Source organism: Providencia sp. PROV200 (genome assembly GCF_049901995.1).
Classification (GTDB): domain Bacteria; phylum Pseudomonadota; class Gammaproteobacteria; order Enterobacterales; family Enterobacteriaceae; genus Providencia; species Providencia rettgeri_E.
The window spans coordinates 155,149-169,932 of the sequence record NZ_CP096308.1 but is presented as its reverse complement, the minus strand read 5'-3'; the positions used below and the strand labels follow the sequence as shown (position 1 = coordinate 169,932).

At 46.3% G+C, this 14,784-nt stretch carries 20 protein-coding genes; 1 reads left to right on the top strand and 19 read right to left on the bottom strand.

Annotation, left to right across the window (positions count from 1 at the left end; all coding sequences use genetic code 11):
* Positions 1-47: 47 nt before the first annotated feature.
* Together M1E86_RS20770 and M1E86_RS20765 are read right to left on the bottom strand one after the other, a co-directional pair.
* On the bottom strand, positions 48-398 hold the full coding sequence (locus tag M1E86_RS20770; protein WP_042847307.1) for a hypothetical protein: 351 nt from the start codon (positions 396-398) through the stop codon (positions 48-50).
* A 4-nt stretch (positions 399-402) separates the two neighbouring features.
* Positions 403-1,113 carry a GntR family transcriptional regulator gene (locus tag M1E86_RS20765; RefSeq protein WP_166267798.1) on the bottom strand — a complete coding sequence of 237 codons (711 nt, stop codon included), beginning with the start codon at positions 1,111-1,113 and terminating at the stop codon, positions 403-405.
* 203 nt (positions 1,114-1,316) lie between these two features.
* On the opposite strand from M1E86_RS20765, the gene M1E86_RS20760 reads away from it, so the two are divergent.
* Positions 1,317-1,991 carry a helix-turn-helix transcriptional regulator gene (locus M1E86_RS20760; protein WP_162762206.1) on the top strand — a complete coding sequence of 225 codons (675 nt, stop codon included), beginning with the start codon at positions 1,317-1,319 and terminating at the stop codon, positions 1,989-1,991.
* A gap of 14 nt (positions 1,992-2,005) precedes the next feature.
* Here M1E86_RS20760 and M1E86_RS20755 read toward each other — a convergent pair whose 3' ends face one another.
* The 17 genes from M1E86_RS20755 to M1E86_RS20675 all read right to left on the bottom strand — a co-directional run bounded on the left by M1E86_RS20755 (position 2,006) and on the right by M1E86_RS20675 (position 14,703).
* Positions 2,006-2,674 (bottom strand): hypothetical protein, encoded by a 669-nt coding sequence (locus M1E86_RS20755; protein ID WP_042847309.1) that lies wholly within the window; start codon positions 2,672-2,674, stop codon positions 2,006-2,008.
* Positions 2,675-2,718: 44 nt separating this feature from the next.
* Positions 2,719-3,873 carry an acyl-CoA dehydrogenase family protein gene (locus tag M1E86_RS20750; RefSeq protein ID WP_042847312.1) on the bottom strand — a complete coding sequence of 385 codons (1,155 nt, stop codon included), beginning with the start codon at positions 3,871-3,873 and terminating at the stop codon, positions 2,719-2,721.
* 9 nt (positions 3,874-3,882) lie between these two features.
* The gene (locus tag M1E86_RS20745) at positions 3,883-5,316 is read right to left on the bottom strand and encodes an FAD-binding oxidoreductase (RefSeq protein ID WP_072035188.1); all 1,434 of its coding nucleotides are present in this window, start codon (positions 5,314-5,316) and stop codon (positions 3,883-3,885) included.
* A gap of 30 nt (positions 5,317-5,346) precedes the next feature.
* A complete protein-coding gene (locus tag M1E86_RS20740) occupies positions 5,347-6,195 on the bottom strand; it encodes a GNAT family N-acetyltransferase (RefSeq protein ID WP_166267800.1) in 849 nt (282 codons plus the stop codon).
* Positions 6,196-6,377: 182 nt separating this feature from the next.
* A complete protein-coding gene (locus M1E86_RS20735; protein WP_226617167.1) occupies positions 6,378-6,656 on the bottom strand; it encodes a hypothetical protein in 279 nt (92 codons plus the stop codon).
* A 71-nt stretch (positions 6,657-6,727) separates the two neighbouring features.
* A complete protein-coding gene (locus M1E86_RS20730) occupies positions 6,728-7,051 on the bottom strand; it encodes a hypothetical protein (RefSeq protein WP_042847315.1) in 324 nt (107 codons plus the stop codon).
* On the bottom strand, positions 7,051-7,614 hold the full coding sequence (locus tag M1E86_RS20725; RefSeq protein WP_042847318.1) for a hypothetical protein: 564 nt from the start codon (positions 7,612-7,614) through the stop codon (positions 7,051-7,053). The genes M1E86_RS20730 and M1E86_RS20725 overlap by 1 nt, the downstream gene beginning before the upstream one ends.
* On the bottom strand, positions 7,611-8,093 hold the full coding sequence (locus M1E86_RS20720) for a hypothetical protein (RefSeq protein WP_166267802.1): 483 nt from the start codon (positions 8,091-8,093) through the stop codon (positions 7,611-7,613). The genes M1E86_RS20725 and M1E86_RS20720 overlap by 4 nt, the downstream gene beginning before the upstream one ends.
* 32 nt (positions 8,094-8,125) lie before the next feature.
* Positions 8,126-8,545, bottom strand: coding sequence for a hypothetical protein (locus tag M1E86_RS20715; protein ID WP_042847321.1), 420 nt, complete (start codon positions 8,543-8,545; stop codon positions 8,126-8,128).
* A gap of 8 nt (positions 8,546-8,553) precedes the next feature.
* Entirely contained in the window at positions 8,554-9,324 is a 771-nt protein-coding gene (locus M1E86_RS20710) for a hypothetical protein (protein ID WP_042847323.1), read from the bottom strand.
* A gap of 25 nt (positions 9,325-9,349) precedes the next feature.
* Positions 9,350-9,712, bottom strand: a complete 363-nt coding sequence (locus M1E86_RS20705; protein ID WP_042847325.1) for a hypothetical protein — start codon at positions 9,710-9,712, stop codon at positions 9,350-9,352.
* A 123-nt stretch (positions 9,713-9,835) separates the two neighbouring features.
* Positions 9,836-10,183 carry a hypothetical protein gene (locus M1E86_RS20700; protein ID WP_144139272.1) on the bottom strand — a complete coding sequence of 116 codons (348 nt, stop codon included), beginning with the start codon at positions 10,181-10,183 and terminating at the stop codon, positions 9,836-9,838.
* Positions 10,184-10,317: 134 nt separating this feature from the next.
* Complete coding sequence (locus tag M1E86_RS20695; protein ID WP_042847328.1) at positions 10,318-11,199, bottom strand: AbaSI family restriction endonuclease; 882 nt, start codon at positions 11,197-11,199, stop codon at positions 10,318-10,320.
* Positions 11,200-11,249: 50 nt separating this feature from the next.
* Positions 11,250-12,965 (bottom strand): DUF4942 domain-containing protein, encoded by a 1,716-nt coding sequence (locus tag M1E86_RS20690; RefSeq protein ID WP_052219395.1) that lies wholly within the window; start codon positions 12,963-12,965, stop codon positions 11,250-11,252.
* Positions 12,966-13,089: 124 nt separating this feature from the next.
* A complete protein-coding gene (locus M1E86_RS20685) occupies positions 13,090-13,698 on the bottom strand; it encodes a hypothetical protein (protein WP_042847330.1) in 609 nt (202 codons plus the stop codon).
* 72 nt (positions 13,699-13,770) lie between these two features.
* Positions 13,771-14,223 carry a hypothetical protein gene (locus M1E86_RS20680; protein ID WP_042847331.1) on the bottom strand — a complete coding sequence of 151 codons (453 nt, stop codon included), beginning with the start codon at positions 14,221-14,223 and terminating at the stop codon, positions 13,771-13,773.
* A 12-nt stretch (positions 14,224-14,235) separates the two neighbouring features.
* Positions 14,236-14,703 (bottom strand): hypothetical protein, encoded by a 468-nt coding sequence (locus M1E86_RS20675; RefSeq protein ID WP_042847333.1) that lies wholly within the window; start codon positions 14,701-14,703, stop codon positions 14,236-14,238.
* Positions 14,704-14,784: the final 81 nt, after the last annotated feature.

Here is a 14,784-nt window from a genome sequence, read left to right as displayed (position 1 = left end):
TAAATATATACAGTATTATTATTCAGGTGCGAATGATTGTCTAGTTGCTATTTTGTGATGGTATTCCGGTAAAGAATATACTCGCGATACAGAAGCATGATAAACCCACCCGCGACAAAGCCTGAAATGCTGCTCTGATATCCTTCTGGGGGGTGATAGCCTGCGATGGTAGCGAGTAAAATACAAGGCATACCAACCAATATAACGATTGTCCTTACGGCCTTTTGCCTGCCCATTAACATTAAAAAGGCAAGGCCAAGTATGAAGCCAAGCAATGTCGTAGCATCAACACCCAGACTAACAAGTCGGACTATGATTAAGGCGATTATAAATATTGCGATGAGCAGCTTATTTTTTTGGTTGCGGTACATGTAATGAATGAATTCAAGTAACCGCATCACCTCAACCTTCCCCGTGAATATCCATATACAATTTCATACCACTGTCGATGGAGTTCGTAAATATCTTAATTATAAGATCTGCATTTCTGTTGATAAGAGCATCGCGCAAAGGATAATAATATTTAGGCCATTCCTCTAAGGAAGTTGTTTCATAGAGGAAGTGGAAGCTAGGCCCCACACTTACCCAAAGCTGTGTAATCAACGCCATAAGCTCAGGGGAATCAGAAAGCGTAAACATCCGCAGTCTCAACGCCCAATGCAATAGAACGGCGGTTTTAATGTCCCCCGACAAGTGTGCCGCTTCGAGTTCGAGCGTCAATTCCACCAGTGAATTAAGCGCTTCGTCAGACATGATATTTATTGAACGAGTGATGGCGGGTAGTTCTAGCATCTTCCGTATGCCCATCAATTCAATAAGTCGATCAGGATGAATATCCGGAACCAAAAAAGCGTGGGAAGGTGAAACATGTAACGCTCCATACGAAGAAAGCCTTACCAGTGCTTCTCTTACAGGAGTAATGCTCATGTTTAAAGATTCTGCAATTTCCTTGGTGATCATCTTTTGGCCTGGAGCAAGAAACCCCAGAATTAAGGCGCATTTTAGACGATTTTCAACTTGTTGGGTTAGACTGATTCTACGCGGAGGTTTTGCATTTAATGACAATAGGATCTGGTCTGAAATGTCACATAGTTGAAATTTATTTTTATTCATAATTGAAATTCTCGCGGAACTTTAACCTAACAAAATATTTTTAGGAACATTTTATTAGAATTGAATATTCTAAAAAAATCAATTTTCAGAAGTAACGAATTCTTTCATTATCATAGATCATGATGATTTTTGAATGAACGACGGGTATCCTAAGAGTAGTCATAGCTGTGTACTCTGAGGTTACGGTGAAACGGTTATTTAGCTTGGATGACGTTGATATTATTGAACAAATTTTGAAGGTTTCAGATGCGCTAGGATGCAAAGGCTTCTCCTATGCGGTCCAGCCTAAAAGCAAAAAAGGTGGTTCCGTAATCGTCTCGAACTTTCCACCACACTGGCAGGTTAGATACGAAAAACTATCATATCATCACATAGACCCTATCATGACATGTGCTAAAAAAAGTATACAGCCTTTTCACTGGGCTGATGCTGGTAGCAAACCATATCAGGATGTCAGAAATATTCAGATATCCGACCATGCCATTCCTGGTGTACTGAATGGATACACAATACCTTTGCATGACCACATGGATAACGTAGTGGCCTTTAGTGTTTGGAATGACAATTCATCCAGCGAACTCCAGCGACCTCATCATCCAATAAATGATAATATATATAGAAAAATCATAACCCTACATGAGATGATGTTAACCAAAAAAAATGAAGTGGCTGAAATAGAACAACACATCCTTAGCAGCAGGGAACTACAGGTGCTGCAACTGTCCGGACATGGAAAAACCTACAAAGAGATCGCTCAGACTCTATCAATTTCTGAGAACACTATAAAATTTCACGTTAAGAATATCCTAACCAAATTGAATTCTAGCAATATGAGACAAGCCATAACTACGTTAAAAAAGACTTCTGGCTATTTTTAAGTGGAGAAATAGCTTCAGAAAGAGTCACCATACACCCGCTCGGGCAGCGCGCTGAGTTTTTCACAAATCTCGCCCCTAACAAACAAGCAGTAATCCCGCTTACCAACCAAATACACATCGTAATCCACCAGGCAAGCATGTGCATTTGATAACTTCACAAGCAAAGCACTCATAATGTCCGGGAAGCCTGGCGCTTGATTCAACAGGTGAAAATTCACTGTAAATCGCGTAGGTAGAGACTCCAGAATATCTCTTTCATAAAAATCATTTTCATTCTGAACACCCCAGTAAAAACTTATCTTTCGTTCCGAATCTTTATTTGCTTCAGTGAGTAAAATAGAGCGAGCATAAGAATAACCAGAACCAAAGGCCAGAACGATGACAGGCCTACCGCTGTCTGAACGAAGCCAGGCGTTCCCCATAGGCCCGGCAACAACAACGTCATCACCGACCTTTAGTTTTTTGAGAAAACTATCATGCTTCCTTGTGTCGGCGATATGTAACTCGATCACCTCACCTGAGTTTTCGGGAGAAGCTATCGAAAAATACCCAGATCGGCCGCAATTTAGAATAACCTGAACATATTGACCGGGCTGATAATTTAGTTCAGATTCAAGTCGAATCACTACACGATAGATGTAAGAGTTTAGAGCTCTCATGCTTGATACAGTTGCCGTTACCATTTTTGCCTCACGTTAAAGGCTGGGGATGACCCAGCCAATAAACATCAAATGAACAGGTTGTTTGAATGGTTGTTTAGTAGAAATTGTCCACACTGCTGAACAATAGACTCACTGGCAACAGCGTGCTGATTCATGGTGTAACTGTCGCGCAACCATTTATCCATCGGTGTTTCGTTTTTATATATCGAAGCACCGCCCACCAAGTCATAAATGGTTGAGATGATTTGACGGGAAACCTTGAATGCTTGTTGCCTTGCCAGGGCAACTGTAATGCGGTGAGCGTTGCTCAGCGGCTCTTTACCTACAAGGCCATCCCATTGCTCATTCAGTGATGAATAAACGGCACATCGTGCGCTATAGAGCTCAATTTCACACCGTGCAAGAACCGCCTGCACTCGTGGACTTTTTTTCCACGAAACCGACAGTGAGCGGTCGTATTTGTGCTCAGCAAGGCTGATCGCATAGTCCAGAGCAGCACGCGCCATCCCGAGTGGTATTCCTGCCATGTTGCGCAGGATAGCATCAGGAACATCGTGTAAAGGCCCTTTGCGATAAGGCTCATTGAAACTAAAACTGTGCTCGTAGGGAACGAACATGTTATTGGCACCATAATCACGACTTCCACTTCCGGCAAGACCAGTCGTGTGCCAGTTATCGTGTAATTCGTACTCATCAGGTTTTGCCATCATAACCCGCCAAATTGGCGCTCCGTGGCGATCAACGACCTGATTACCATCCTGATAAACGAAACACCCTGCGCTGAGTATATCGCAATGACTTAAGCCACTGCCAAACCGCCAGCGGCCGGAAACACGATATCCACCAGGCACTATCTCTGCTTTACCTTGAGGATGTATCCAGCCTGCCGTAATCGAGTCAACGGTGAACATATCACGCGCCACAGGCTCATCTATAAAGCCTGAGTAAATACCTGAGTCACTGCCGATCATTGCACACCAAGCCACAGCAGCATCACCAATAGCCAGTTGCTCGATAACCTGGGTTTGCTGAGGTGAGGTTAATTCCAGCCCTCCCCATCCTAATGGGAAATTCATCCTGAATACGCCAATCTCCCTGAGTTTGTTAACAATATGGGGAGGTAGTCGGCGCTGTTCTTCAAGTACACCACCTTCAGCTGAAACTTCCTTTGCCAGCTTTTTTGCATTAAGTAACAATGATTCGAATGAGATTGCGTGCATTGCGATCACCTATAAATATCTGTCATTACTGATAATGTTATTGGGGTCAATGAATTGCTTTAATTCACGAACAAAGCTTCTTTCACCCACACCAGGAGTAATTGGATCCGCCCACTTGGCATGTTCAACACCTAGCCGGTAAGGGATAAATCCTTGCGCCGTAAATTTTTCATGTAATTTACTTAAAGCGGTCAATGAATCTGCCGACTCTTTTTCGCTTTTCTTAAAAGCGATTGAGACAACCAGGTCTATGACATCACCACTAAGGGCGTTGATCGTAGCCCCGCAAAGAACTCCGGTTTCGTTGTGAACTTCATCAATTAGCTGATAGGCCATTTCCAGCGCATCAGCAGTGAAAGGAATCAACGGAAGGAAAAAGATCCAGCCAGTGCCACCTGTATCAACTTTGTCGTGTCTAGCTCCCAGCGTTTTTCTAAGCAGAGTGTCATTTAGGGATGAATCGCCAACATGGGCAGCTTCAACCAAATTAGCGATCACATCAGGCCCAGGATAATTACCTTCAGTTACCGAATTCGATGTCACATTTGTAAATACCTGCGAAGATTCGCACAATTTTTTAATCAAACCGATTCGTTGCGAGACATCGTCAGATAGACCGTCCACACACAAGTGAACGGTATATAATCCGTCACTACCGCCATAGGTTGAGTTGGCCGTGGTGTCATAGATCTTCAATACGCCGCTACTCAGGCCGTTAGCCACCCATTTCTTCAATGTTTGTATTGCTGGTGAAAGCAACTTTCGGCTGAAGTTAAATCGGACTACATGTGTACTTTCAGGGCGGGTATGTAGTTTTATTACCCCTGCCGTAACAACACCAAAACTAGATTGCGTAAAAAACTGCACTAATGAGGGGCCTACACCATGCGGGTATATAGGCGTTTCAACACTTCCGGGCCACCAGCCAACACGGATGATTTTTCCCGTCGGCAACAGGACTTCAATGCCGACAAGGTCTTCAGTTCGTTGATGACGAAGTCCCACCCCTCTGTCCAAGGCATTGCCGAGGAAGCTGGAGTGAGCGGAAGATGCTGTAATGTTCAACATTTTTTGGGTGCCGATTAACAGCTCAGACAGTTCGCCTTGGGTCACGCCAGGCTCAATAATTGCCCAGCCTTGGTCTGTATCAATTTTCCGTACTGCATTTAATTTTTGTAACTCAACAAGGTAGCTACCGTCCGCAACATCCTCCCTAGAGCCCAGGCCCCAGTTGTACCCAATGCTGACAGGATGCAGCCGGGTGTTAGGAAACTCACTTGCACCTATCACTATTTGCTGGAGGTCTATGAGTGAGTTTGGACGTAAAATGCCTTTAATTTTTCTACGTCGAAAAGCACTGACGTTATCTGGTAGCCGTTTTGCCCTGACAACGCACTCACCATCTACACGCGATGCAATATAGCTAAGGAAATCTTCTTTCATGGTATTCTCTTATGTTGAAAGGTTGGTGTTTCAGAGTTTGGTTTTGACGTAACTTAGTTGGTCACTGAAAGTGCCATCTTGATTAATTAGTCTGTGTTTACTGACTCCTTCATGTACATAGCCTGCCTTGAGCGCGACTTTTTTGGAGGCCACATTTTCGGGTTTAACTCCTAATTCAAGGCGATTAAATCCTCCATCAGTCATCAGCCACTCAGAAAGCAATTTCAGGGCCTGAGATGCATACCCCTTTCCTCTGAACCCTGAAAAAACGCCGTAGCCAACATCACCAACCTTGGGTGGCACTACAGGCCGAAGGCTGATCCGACCAATTAATTCTTGTGTCTCATTTTCGAAAATAGACAGCATCATTTTTTCCCCCAGTAGCCAATATAGGCCTGCCAGACGGCAGTCTTTATCAAACTGAGAGAATGGGATGTCAGGATAGATAGACCAAAAACGAGTGACAGAGTCGTAGTGGTCTTGGAACATACGATGCCCATCGGGTCGGGCTGAAATGCGTAGCGTTACCACGCCATCGGTAAGGCCTTCTTGCGGGAATGGAGTGAAGGATTCGTGACCAGATTTAGCGCTGGAATAATGCAGTTCAACAATATCGATATCAGCGCCCCTGGGATCTTTAAACGCTATCAATCCACTGGGACTGAGTCCGGCATTCAGCGCTGCGGCTACTGCTGGTAGATTGTCTGAGTGAATTAGGCTCAGAACAGTTTTTCCTGCCTGCTCAAGCTCAAGAAATTGAGTCGTGAGTTTTAAAAATGCAGCCTCTGGGTCTGAGCACTCCCCCAGGGAGTGATAGATGACATTGTTAGAAATGGGATGTTCACTGAATAGAGACATTACACCATCGGAATCGCTCATTTGAACAACCCTGTGATGCATGTTTAGTTTATCTAAGACGTGCTGAGTGCTGTTACATAGCGGTGCGGAAGATGCATGATGTAAGAAATTCATCGTTAAACCTGTGAGATGGTTGTTTTGGCTAGGACGCTCAAAGCATATAGCCAATTCTTACAGGTTTAACCTACACAACAGGGTAGTTTTTATGGGGCAGTGGTATTAATGACCTTTGTGGCGACTTCCAGTTCGTCAATGGCAACGTTGCCTAGAAGGAGACCTAATCGGGTTGTAAGATTTAATTGGTTATTTGCATACAGCCAAGCCATTGCTCCCATACAATAGGATTCACGGCCTGAAGACTGATACTGCCCTTCCTCTCTGTCTTCAGCACCGCCCTGGTAGGTTGTCTTGTGGCAGAAAAAAACCTCCTGATCAGAAGAAAGCAATGTGCGCTTAATGTCATCCAGACGGCCCTCTGTCAACGGGATCCCTCCCGTCGTTCTGAACGGACAATTTGCGCAAGGTTTTTTAACGGCAAACAATTTTTTAATGTTCATTTCTGTTCCGTATAAATAATCGATGCACCTTTCCAGCGGCGAGTAGTGTTGAGCATGAAGTTAGGGTCGATACTGCGGACCGCCTCGGCCATCATTCGTGGTAAATCGTGCTCCACACCGACAATGTCGAGAGACATACAAAGGCCGGAAGCGTACTCGTTCAACAGCGTAGCAGCCAGCTCTGGTGTTGATACGCCGCGCTTGACTTCATCTTGCCGGACGGCCAGAACACCACCAAATTGGGCATAGACATCGCGCCGAATAGCATCAAGCAAGTGCGGCCAAAAAGCGCCTTTTGGTAACTCACTTAGGCGATTCATCAAAAAAGCCTCACAAGGAAGTCAGGGGTTGACTGCTTGGTATATAGATTACCATCACATCGTTCGCCATCGAAAGATTCCCAGCCCCATGCGGGGTCAACAGAGGTTCCTTTGAGCACTCTATCAATACGTGGCAGTTGAAGAAGGGCTTCATCGTACAAGGCCTGGTTGGTTTGCTTAAGCATCGGCAAGATCCGATTACCCATTTCCCACAGGTGGAACAGGATACCTTCATTTACGCCGGGCCTTGCTATCTCGTGTAACTCAGGAAGTGTCTTATGAATGCGACTTAACTGATGTTCCCAGTTCACATAGAGATCAACCTCTGCCTTGATTGCAGTGCGGTCAGTAATGATATTTGCGCCGTATATACGGTGCATTAACACGATGACATCCAATTCACATAACCCGTCATTGAGGAAATTGAAGGTCGGCAGGTTGAAGTGCATGAACTGAAGGTAAGCAACAGCCAGATCCACCTGGTGCAAGTTCATCATGGTTTCTATTGCGTAAAAATCATCTTTTCGGGTGGCGTATGTATGGGTAATGCGAAACTTATTCATTGCTGACCGCCTATGTTCCAGTGCCCTGGGATTACATCGCTTAAACGCATGAATGGTGTGTGTTGCTCATCAGAGGGGTAGCGTTCATCCAAAGCGGTAAAGACATCATCGGCATCCAAATCCGTTGCTCGAAAATCGTCCACCAGCCGACGAACTATTTGCCCTTTCCTCTCCAATTCAGTAAGCAACAGGATGACACGACATAGGGCTTGCTTAGCGCTGGCCTGCGCGTATCGAAGTTCACATGCGGCGACATTGGCTTCAGGGCTGATTGGAATATTAAGTTGTAGATAAGCCGTGGCCGCAGCACGGTTGTGTTCAAGGCTTCTCACCAATGCCCTGATCAATACAGGCATCGCACCAATGTGATGTGGTGATATCACGATACTAAGAGCGTCACTCTTAACTATCATTTCATTGGTGATTTTCCATTGATAATCGCGGTTTTTATTGTCCTGAACATACAGTAAACGGACCAAGATCAGGACAGCCGCGATCAGCACATACATCATCATTTAACCCCGTGCTTGATGTCTATTTGTTCAGCACGCGCAATGCTCCCGGCAATCAGTTGCTCGCATTTCTCGCGACGAAAATCTGAACTTGCGCCGATCTCATCGAACTGAGTTTTTAGCTGGCCGGTGTATTTCTCAACGGTTTCCTGCATATAGTCGGTCATTGCCTGCGCCCTTTCATCAGAATCCTGTTCAGCACCTAGCGCTTTAGATAACGCCCGCTGCATTTGTCGGGCAATTTCTTTGCCGCGCGAACTGGGGCTTTCAATGTAGGCTCGGCACTGTGCGATTGCGGCGAGTACAGCGCCATGCGAGCCTGCAATTTCGCCTATGGATTCTTTCGGCAAAGGTGCAGATTGAGCCGGAATAGACCCCAGAGAGAGCACCGCGATGAATATAGCGATAGAACTTTTCATTGTTAACCTCACGGTTTCATTTCGACGGGTAAAGCCAGCACGGCAATGCGATGGATAGCCGCAGTGATTAGCGCAATGGGCACGATCGCAGTGTAAACCAGCCAGTCACTATTAAGTGACGTGTACGACCACAGTGCGAACATGGCAAGGGATAGCATGGAAGTGGCAATCATGATGCTGACATTGCGGAACACGGCCAAGACGACGGCCTTGAAGTTGCTGAACAACGCCCCTTCACAACACACTACAGCCCCCACGAACATGATCATCATTGGCAGGACGAGCAAGGTCGTGAACGTCACCAGACTGTACATGTTGAAGTAGACTGGGAACAATGAAAAGAACCCCTGGGACTGAACGGCTGGAGGGGTTGATAACGGTACTGGTACTTGAGCATTACTTGCGGCAGCGCTGGCTGTCGGCATGTAGAGGCTGAGGCACCAAAGCACAAATACCAGCAAGAGTGTGGCAATAAGGCCAGTAAACAAAGTCACAATCAGGTTCCGAATGTGATTTTTAAATGGCAGTCTTTTGCCCGTGATTTTCTGTTGTGTCAGGGTCATCATCACCAGCGAGGTGATGAAAACAGGTTGGAGGATAAAAAAGCCGATATCGGCCATAGAAAGCCGCTGCATTAGCAAAGAAAGCAATCCTCCGCCGATAAAGGTCGGGACTATCAACATGAGCAAACCGTAAGGGCTCAAAAAGGATTTACACGTTTCGGTGAAAATGGATTTGATCGAACGGGTGCTAACTTTCGCGTGTCGCATTTTGGACATTGGACATCCCTTATTTGAAGGTTGGTTATTGGCCGCAACGCTTTTGAGGCGAAGCGTGGGAAATAACATTGGTGAGGTCACGGCGCTTTCGGCGGGTATTGAGGTCAACAACGTTGGAGTTAGAGGTTGTTGAGAGCAAGGCGGTCCGTTCGGCAGGACGATAGGCCTTAAGAGTAACGCCCTGGAATGTTAACGGGACTCCCTCCCCACCATCTTCATTGCAACGCCCCCCGGCGAGTTCATGCAGTTTCATACGCTGCTTCACATCCGAGGCTTTACGGCGAAACTCGTCCATGCTCTGACGGTCAGCCAGGCACTGGGCCAGATCTTCGTTGCTCAATGTGAAGCGGTATACCACCAGCTTTAACCAATATTTAAAGTTACCCATGACTCTTCCTAAATGGTTTCGAATGGGTTAATTGTCTCATGCAACTACTGCTGACAAAGAATGCAAAGGAGATCGAAATGACCTCCTTTTCTTTCAGAATTTCAACGCAGAATGGAGGATGATTTATTTCGAGGCTGTCATTGATAGGTACTTTTTACACTGCTGGTGGACACGACCGGCAAGAATGATCGAGGCGCTATAGTCGAGAACATCTAACCCAAAATGATAGAGCGTTTCATCGTTAGTCGGCTCAAACCAGCGACGAACGCCACGACGGCCAACTTTCAAGAACCAGGAGATACCTGTGGCTTTGTCATGTTCGATGAAGAGTCTTTCAGCCCCCTGCTCATCGGTGATGATAAACCCTGCCCCTTGCGGGTAGATAAGGCCTGAAGCACCAGGAGGAATGCAAGTTGATTCATTGGCTGAGAAAGCCAGTCGCTTTCCACGCAAATTTACAAACTGAGTCACGCTATTGTCCTGAAGAAAAATGAACAGCAGATAAAAAAAGGCAGGCATTGGAACCCACATGCCTGCCTATGTGTGACGTCATTTTAAGATGAGGTGAACCTGTGACGAAGTAAAATGGGCGACAAAACGCGGTGCTATTTTTGCCCTGAAAAAACCTTCACGCGTGTATCTACCCGCTTGAAAACATTAACGCCTTCAGTTGATTCAGACTCGTCTTGGGTGAAAACCCCCAGAAATCGATATAGCGTTCGATTCAGTTCATCGCGCGAATGAGCCATTACGATGCGGTAACACCATGTTTCCTTATAGTTACGCTCAGGATTAAGGCTTTCTTCCCTTATCAGATCGCCATTAATGGAAAGTGAATTATCCCATTCTCCTGCCTTGTATAAACGTGGAAACCAAACCATCACATCCCCGGTCAACCCTATTGCTTCTACAGCGGCTTTGGGTAATCGCCAGCCTCCTGATTGATGGTGGCCTTTATCTCCATAGCCAAAGCACTGTAAAGCATCACGATGATATCTGAATACAGCGTAAGGTCCCGCCTCCAGGAAACCTGCATCAATATGTTTTTGAGCAGTATAGCGTTCTTCATAGTCCCAGGAGAGGAACAAACCTTGCATTTCCAGCTGGGCTTTTCTATCCCTGACGAACTGGATAAATTCGTCAACGAGTTGATTGATGGCATCCAGGGTTAGGTTATTGGTCGGAATGCGTTTTTCAATAAATCCGGTCGCTTCCAAAATATCTAACCGACGAATACCGTCAGCCTTTTTTGCATCATCGCTGTCATGGTGTGCTTCGTCTATCTCAAGATACAGCTTAAGTTGAGGGAAAAGCAGATCAGCAAGGTAAATCTTTCCAGATTCTCCTTCCTTACGGATGCACTGCTGGCAAACGAACTCAAGCTGCGGATCATCCAACTTGTGAAAGATTCTATTAATGATGTAGTGCTCCCAGCGCTTGTGTGAAATTTTTGATAATGCTCGGAGAACGTAGTCGGTTTTACTCATAGGTTTACCAGTGCGGCCGTTATGGCAAATCCCATTAACGGCCGAGAATATTAATGGAAATCAATAGTAAATAGTCTAACTTGCACTCCAGTTCCTTCAAAGGCATTTTCATATTGGCCGACCTGATGTACATCACACTCACGATCTATCAACGCCTGAATACTTTCGTCAGTAGCGCTTCCAGGTAAGATAACCACAATACGCCCTTCACTCTTAACAAACTGCTGCGCATGCTGTAGGTGCAATTTCCAACGATTGTCGGAGTATGGAGGATTCATTAACACACGCTCAAATAGGCCCAGTTGCGTTACCGTGGTACTGAGGAAATCTTGCTGGTGGGTATCCCAGCGCAAGCGAGAGCACATGGCTGCGACATTGTTTGCCTCGACCCCGATCACCTTAACACCTTCTGGCAAATTGCGAAGTAGCGCACCAAAGCCGATGCTGGGTTCAAGTAAAGTATCACCCTCACGCGGGTCGCATTCGTCCATAGCCGCTTTCTGGAGGTCCCCCGTTGTAGGGTAGAACTGATGTGTTTTTTGGTCGGGCAAGGTACCACTGATTGCGATCGCTTTAAACGCGTCCATCGGCCAGAATTCAAACTCGTAGACTTCAGGCTTTACCTCCACCGCGCCAAGGATACGGAAGATACTATCAAGTTCCTTTTTTACCAAGTCGGTGTATTGGTATGGTCGGGGCATCACGATAGTAAATGGAGCCGCACCATATTGCTTCGCACTGTGTTGGTTGTTTCGGGCCATTTCAGCCAATTCTGTGCAGGTTGGGAACGCAATCCGGTAATCAATTAAATCGCCCGTGTATTGCGTGTTTCGAGGTGCCTTGTTGGTTTTTCCTCTCTCTTTGAATTGAGGGATGAGGCCTGGCATACGGTAAGCCAGTACCGTATTGAGGTCATCGCAAACAGTCTCGGAGACCTGAATATGTACATTGCCGTTAAGGAAGCCTTTACAGGTCAGCGCGCCACCGTCTACCGATATCCATTCTCCCACGTTACTGCTGAGGGATTGCTCCAACGCCCACTTATTCACGATTTCAGCGCCAGGACGGCCTTGCATGAGGCCGATGATTTTACGCAGATCGCTGAGGTAATCCATATTGTCATAACCGCGTTTATAGTCGCGGCATGGCAGGCAATTGGTGATCACCATCTTCGGACTAAAACCTTGAGCCTTGTTAGTTTTGTGAAACACTGACAGTTTTTTGAATACGCCTTCGACCATTTCTGCGAAATAATCTTTTTTCTCAGTGGTCAGGCTTTTTGCAGTGGCGAGCACATTCTCTTCTGTGAAGGCAACAGGCCGTAGGGCGGCAAGTCGATCTGGAGATGCTTTGCGCCACTGCCTAAGCGTGTTGTACCACTCGTCTTTCCGGGCGGTTGGCATAAAATTACGTACACCAGTGAGATCCAATACTTTTTGCCAGAAGGACTCATCCAATGCGCAGGTGGCTCGCTGGAGATCAAACAGACAATCAACGGCCAATGTTGTCCCTATCGAGTTGTTACATCCGTCAGTAAAATAACGAAATGCCTGGCTATGACGTTTACCCATAACGACGAGGTGCAATGAGTCAATTTCGCTACGTGCATCGTGGTATTCTGCGAGTAGTTGCGTAAGTGCGTTGAACAGACGAAACCCTTCGTGTGGGGTTATACCGGCATGATGACCATCTATAGCTTGATACAGAGGAAGTATCGGCTGAAATTCAGTGGCGGGGTTGGGTTCGTAGATGGCTAAACTTGTCATGGGGTACCTCACTGGAAATAGAATTATTATCCGGTGGGACTAACCGCTGACGAAGGGAAAAAGTCAAAAAAAAAGCCTCGTCCTAACGAGGCATCTATTAAAATGAGGTACTACTTATTATCTCTCAACACACGTCGTCTTCAACATCCTCACCGAACTCATCGAAACAAACCCGCGTCGGGAGAGCGACTCCTTTGGGGCGAAACGTATGATGGAGCTGGAGGTTGTTCAAAAACTCTGCTTGTATGAGTATTTTTATACTGTTACGTAGAGTATCTGAGGTCGGGTTTAAGATCCAGCCACATTTTACGCGTATACCACGTTTATTCGTGATCAGCGCGGTGCATTCACTTTCATGATCGGACTCTTGATTGCAGTTCGGGCAAAGGAATACCGGCGTAGAGCCGCCTTCCATGAGGGCCTCGCGAAAGTCTTCAGCGGTCGGCCAGATATAAGCATCGCAAATTTCCGGCAGACGCTGCTCGTTATAGAACTGAGCCGGTGCATCATGACCTCGAATACCCTCCAGTGACTGAAGGATCCGCTCTGGCGAAAGAGATAACACATCGCTGTATTCTTCCAACTTCGCGTAGGTCGTGTTGCGCATTATGGTCACAGTTAACACGTCCGCGCCCGATCGCAAGGCTACATTTTCAAGCGCCTGAATAGCTCCCTCAACCGAGTTCGGTGGTAATTGGGTATGAATGCGTTGCGCTATCAGTGACTGGCTCATTTTCACTTCCTCAGGAATGGTTGTAATGCCGATTTTACTTCGGCTTGTGCCGCTGACTGAATTTTCCAGGTACTACAATTTGCTGCTCATGGTTAGGCCATCACTTGTCGGGATGTCAAAGCACAGGGCATTTCCAGACTGATATTCGTAGTCACCCATCAAATAGCAAAGTTTGAAATTCCCGCGATGGTACTGGCGCAATTCAAGCGGCAGACCCGGATTGGGGAAGATCTGTAGCTGAACAGTAAATTGGCCTTTTGTGGTCTGGAAATCAGTCTTCAAACCAGTGCCCGTTTCATTTGAGGCTCGAACAACAGGCTGCGTGACCGTGCCAACATCCCAGGTGGTGATCAAGGTTGTCGAACGCAAGTAATAAATCACGGAAAGCCCGGCCACAAGCAAGACCAAAAGAAATGCAATCAGGAACTCCCTTGACGTAATTGTGTACGACCAGTGTTTTTGCTTTTTGCGCGTGTTTTTTTTACGGCGCGGAGCTCTTTTAGGAGGCCGCTCAGGAGTAGTCATAAAAACCTCTTTTTAACTTTTCGTGGCAATTTTTAAGCCAGCCAACATGTACATCACTTGAATTTCACTCAAGGTGCTTAGGTTTAATTCTTGTATATATCTACATATCCCTTCCGGGGTTTCAACGATCGGCATGCCAGGCAATACACCTCCACCAGCACGCTTTGCGAGATGCAAACCTGCATAGAGATGTTTGATCTGATGAGAAGAAAGCGCCGATATATCCAGGTGTGTCAGATAATCCCGCTGCCGCTGAATGCTATAGCGTTCGCGGACATCATACTCATCAGGTAGTGCAACAACGCCTTCTATGCTGGTTGCTGTGAATTTATCAAAGGGAGAGGAAATGCCAGCAACAATGAACCGTTGTTCGGCAACATTAACGACCTCACCTTTGGAAAGATGACCGTCCTGGTGCTGAATGAATACCGTGGATCCGGTATACAGGTTACCTGTCCAATATCTATAGGATTGAGACATTCCACGCCCCCTTTAAGTGATCTCACAAATACATGATATCAGTAGTTCAGAATCGACAAAGCCCGAACAAGTCGGGCTTTC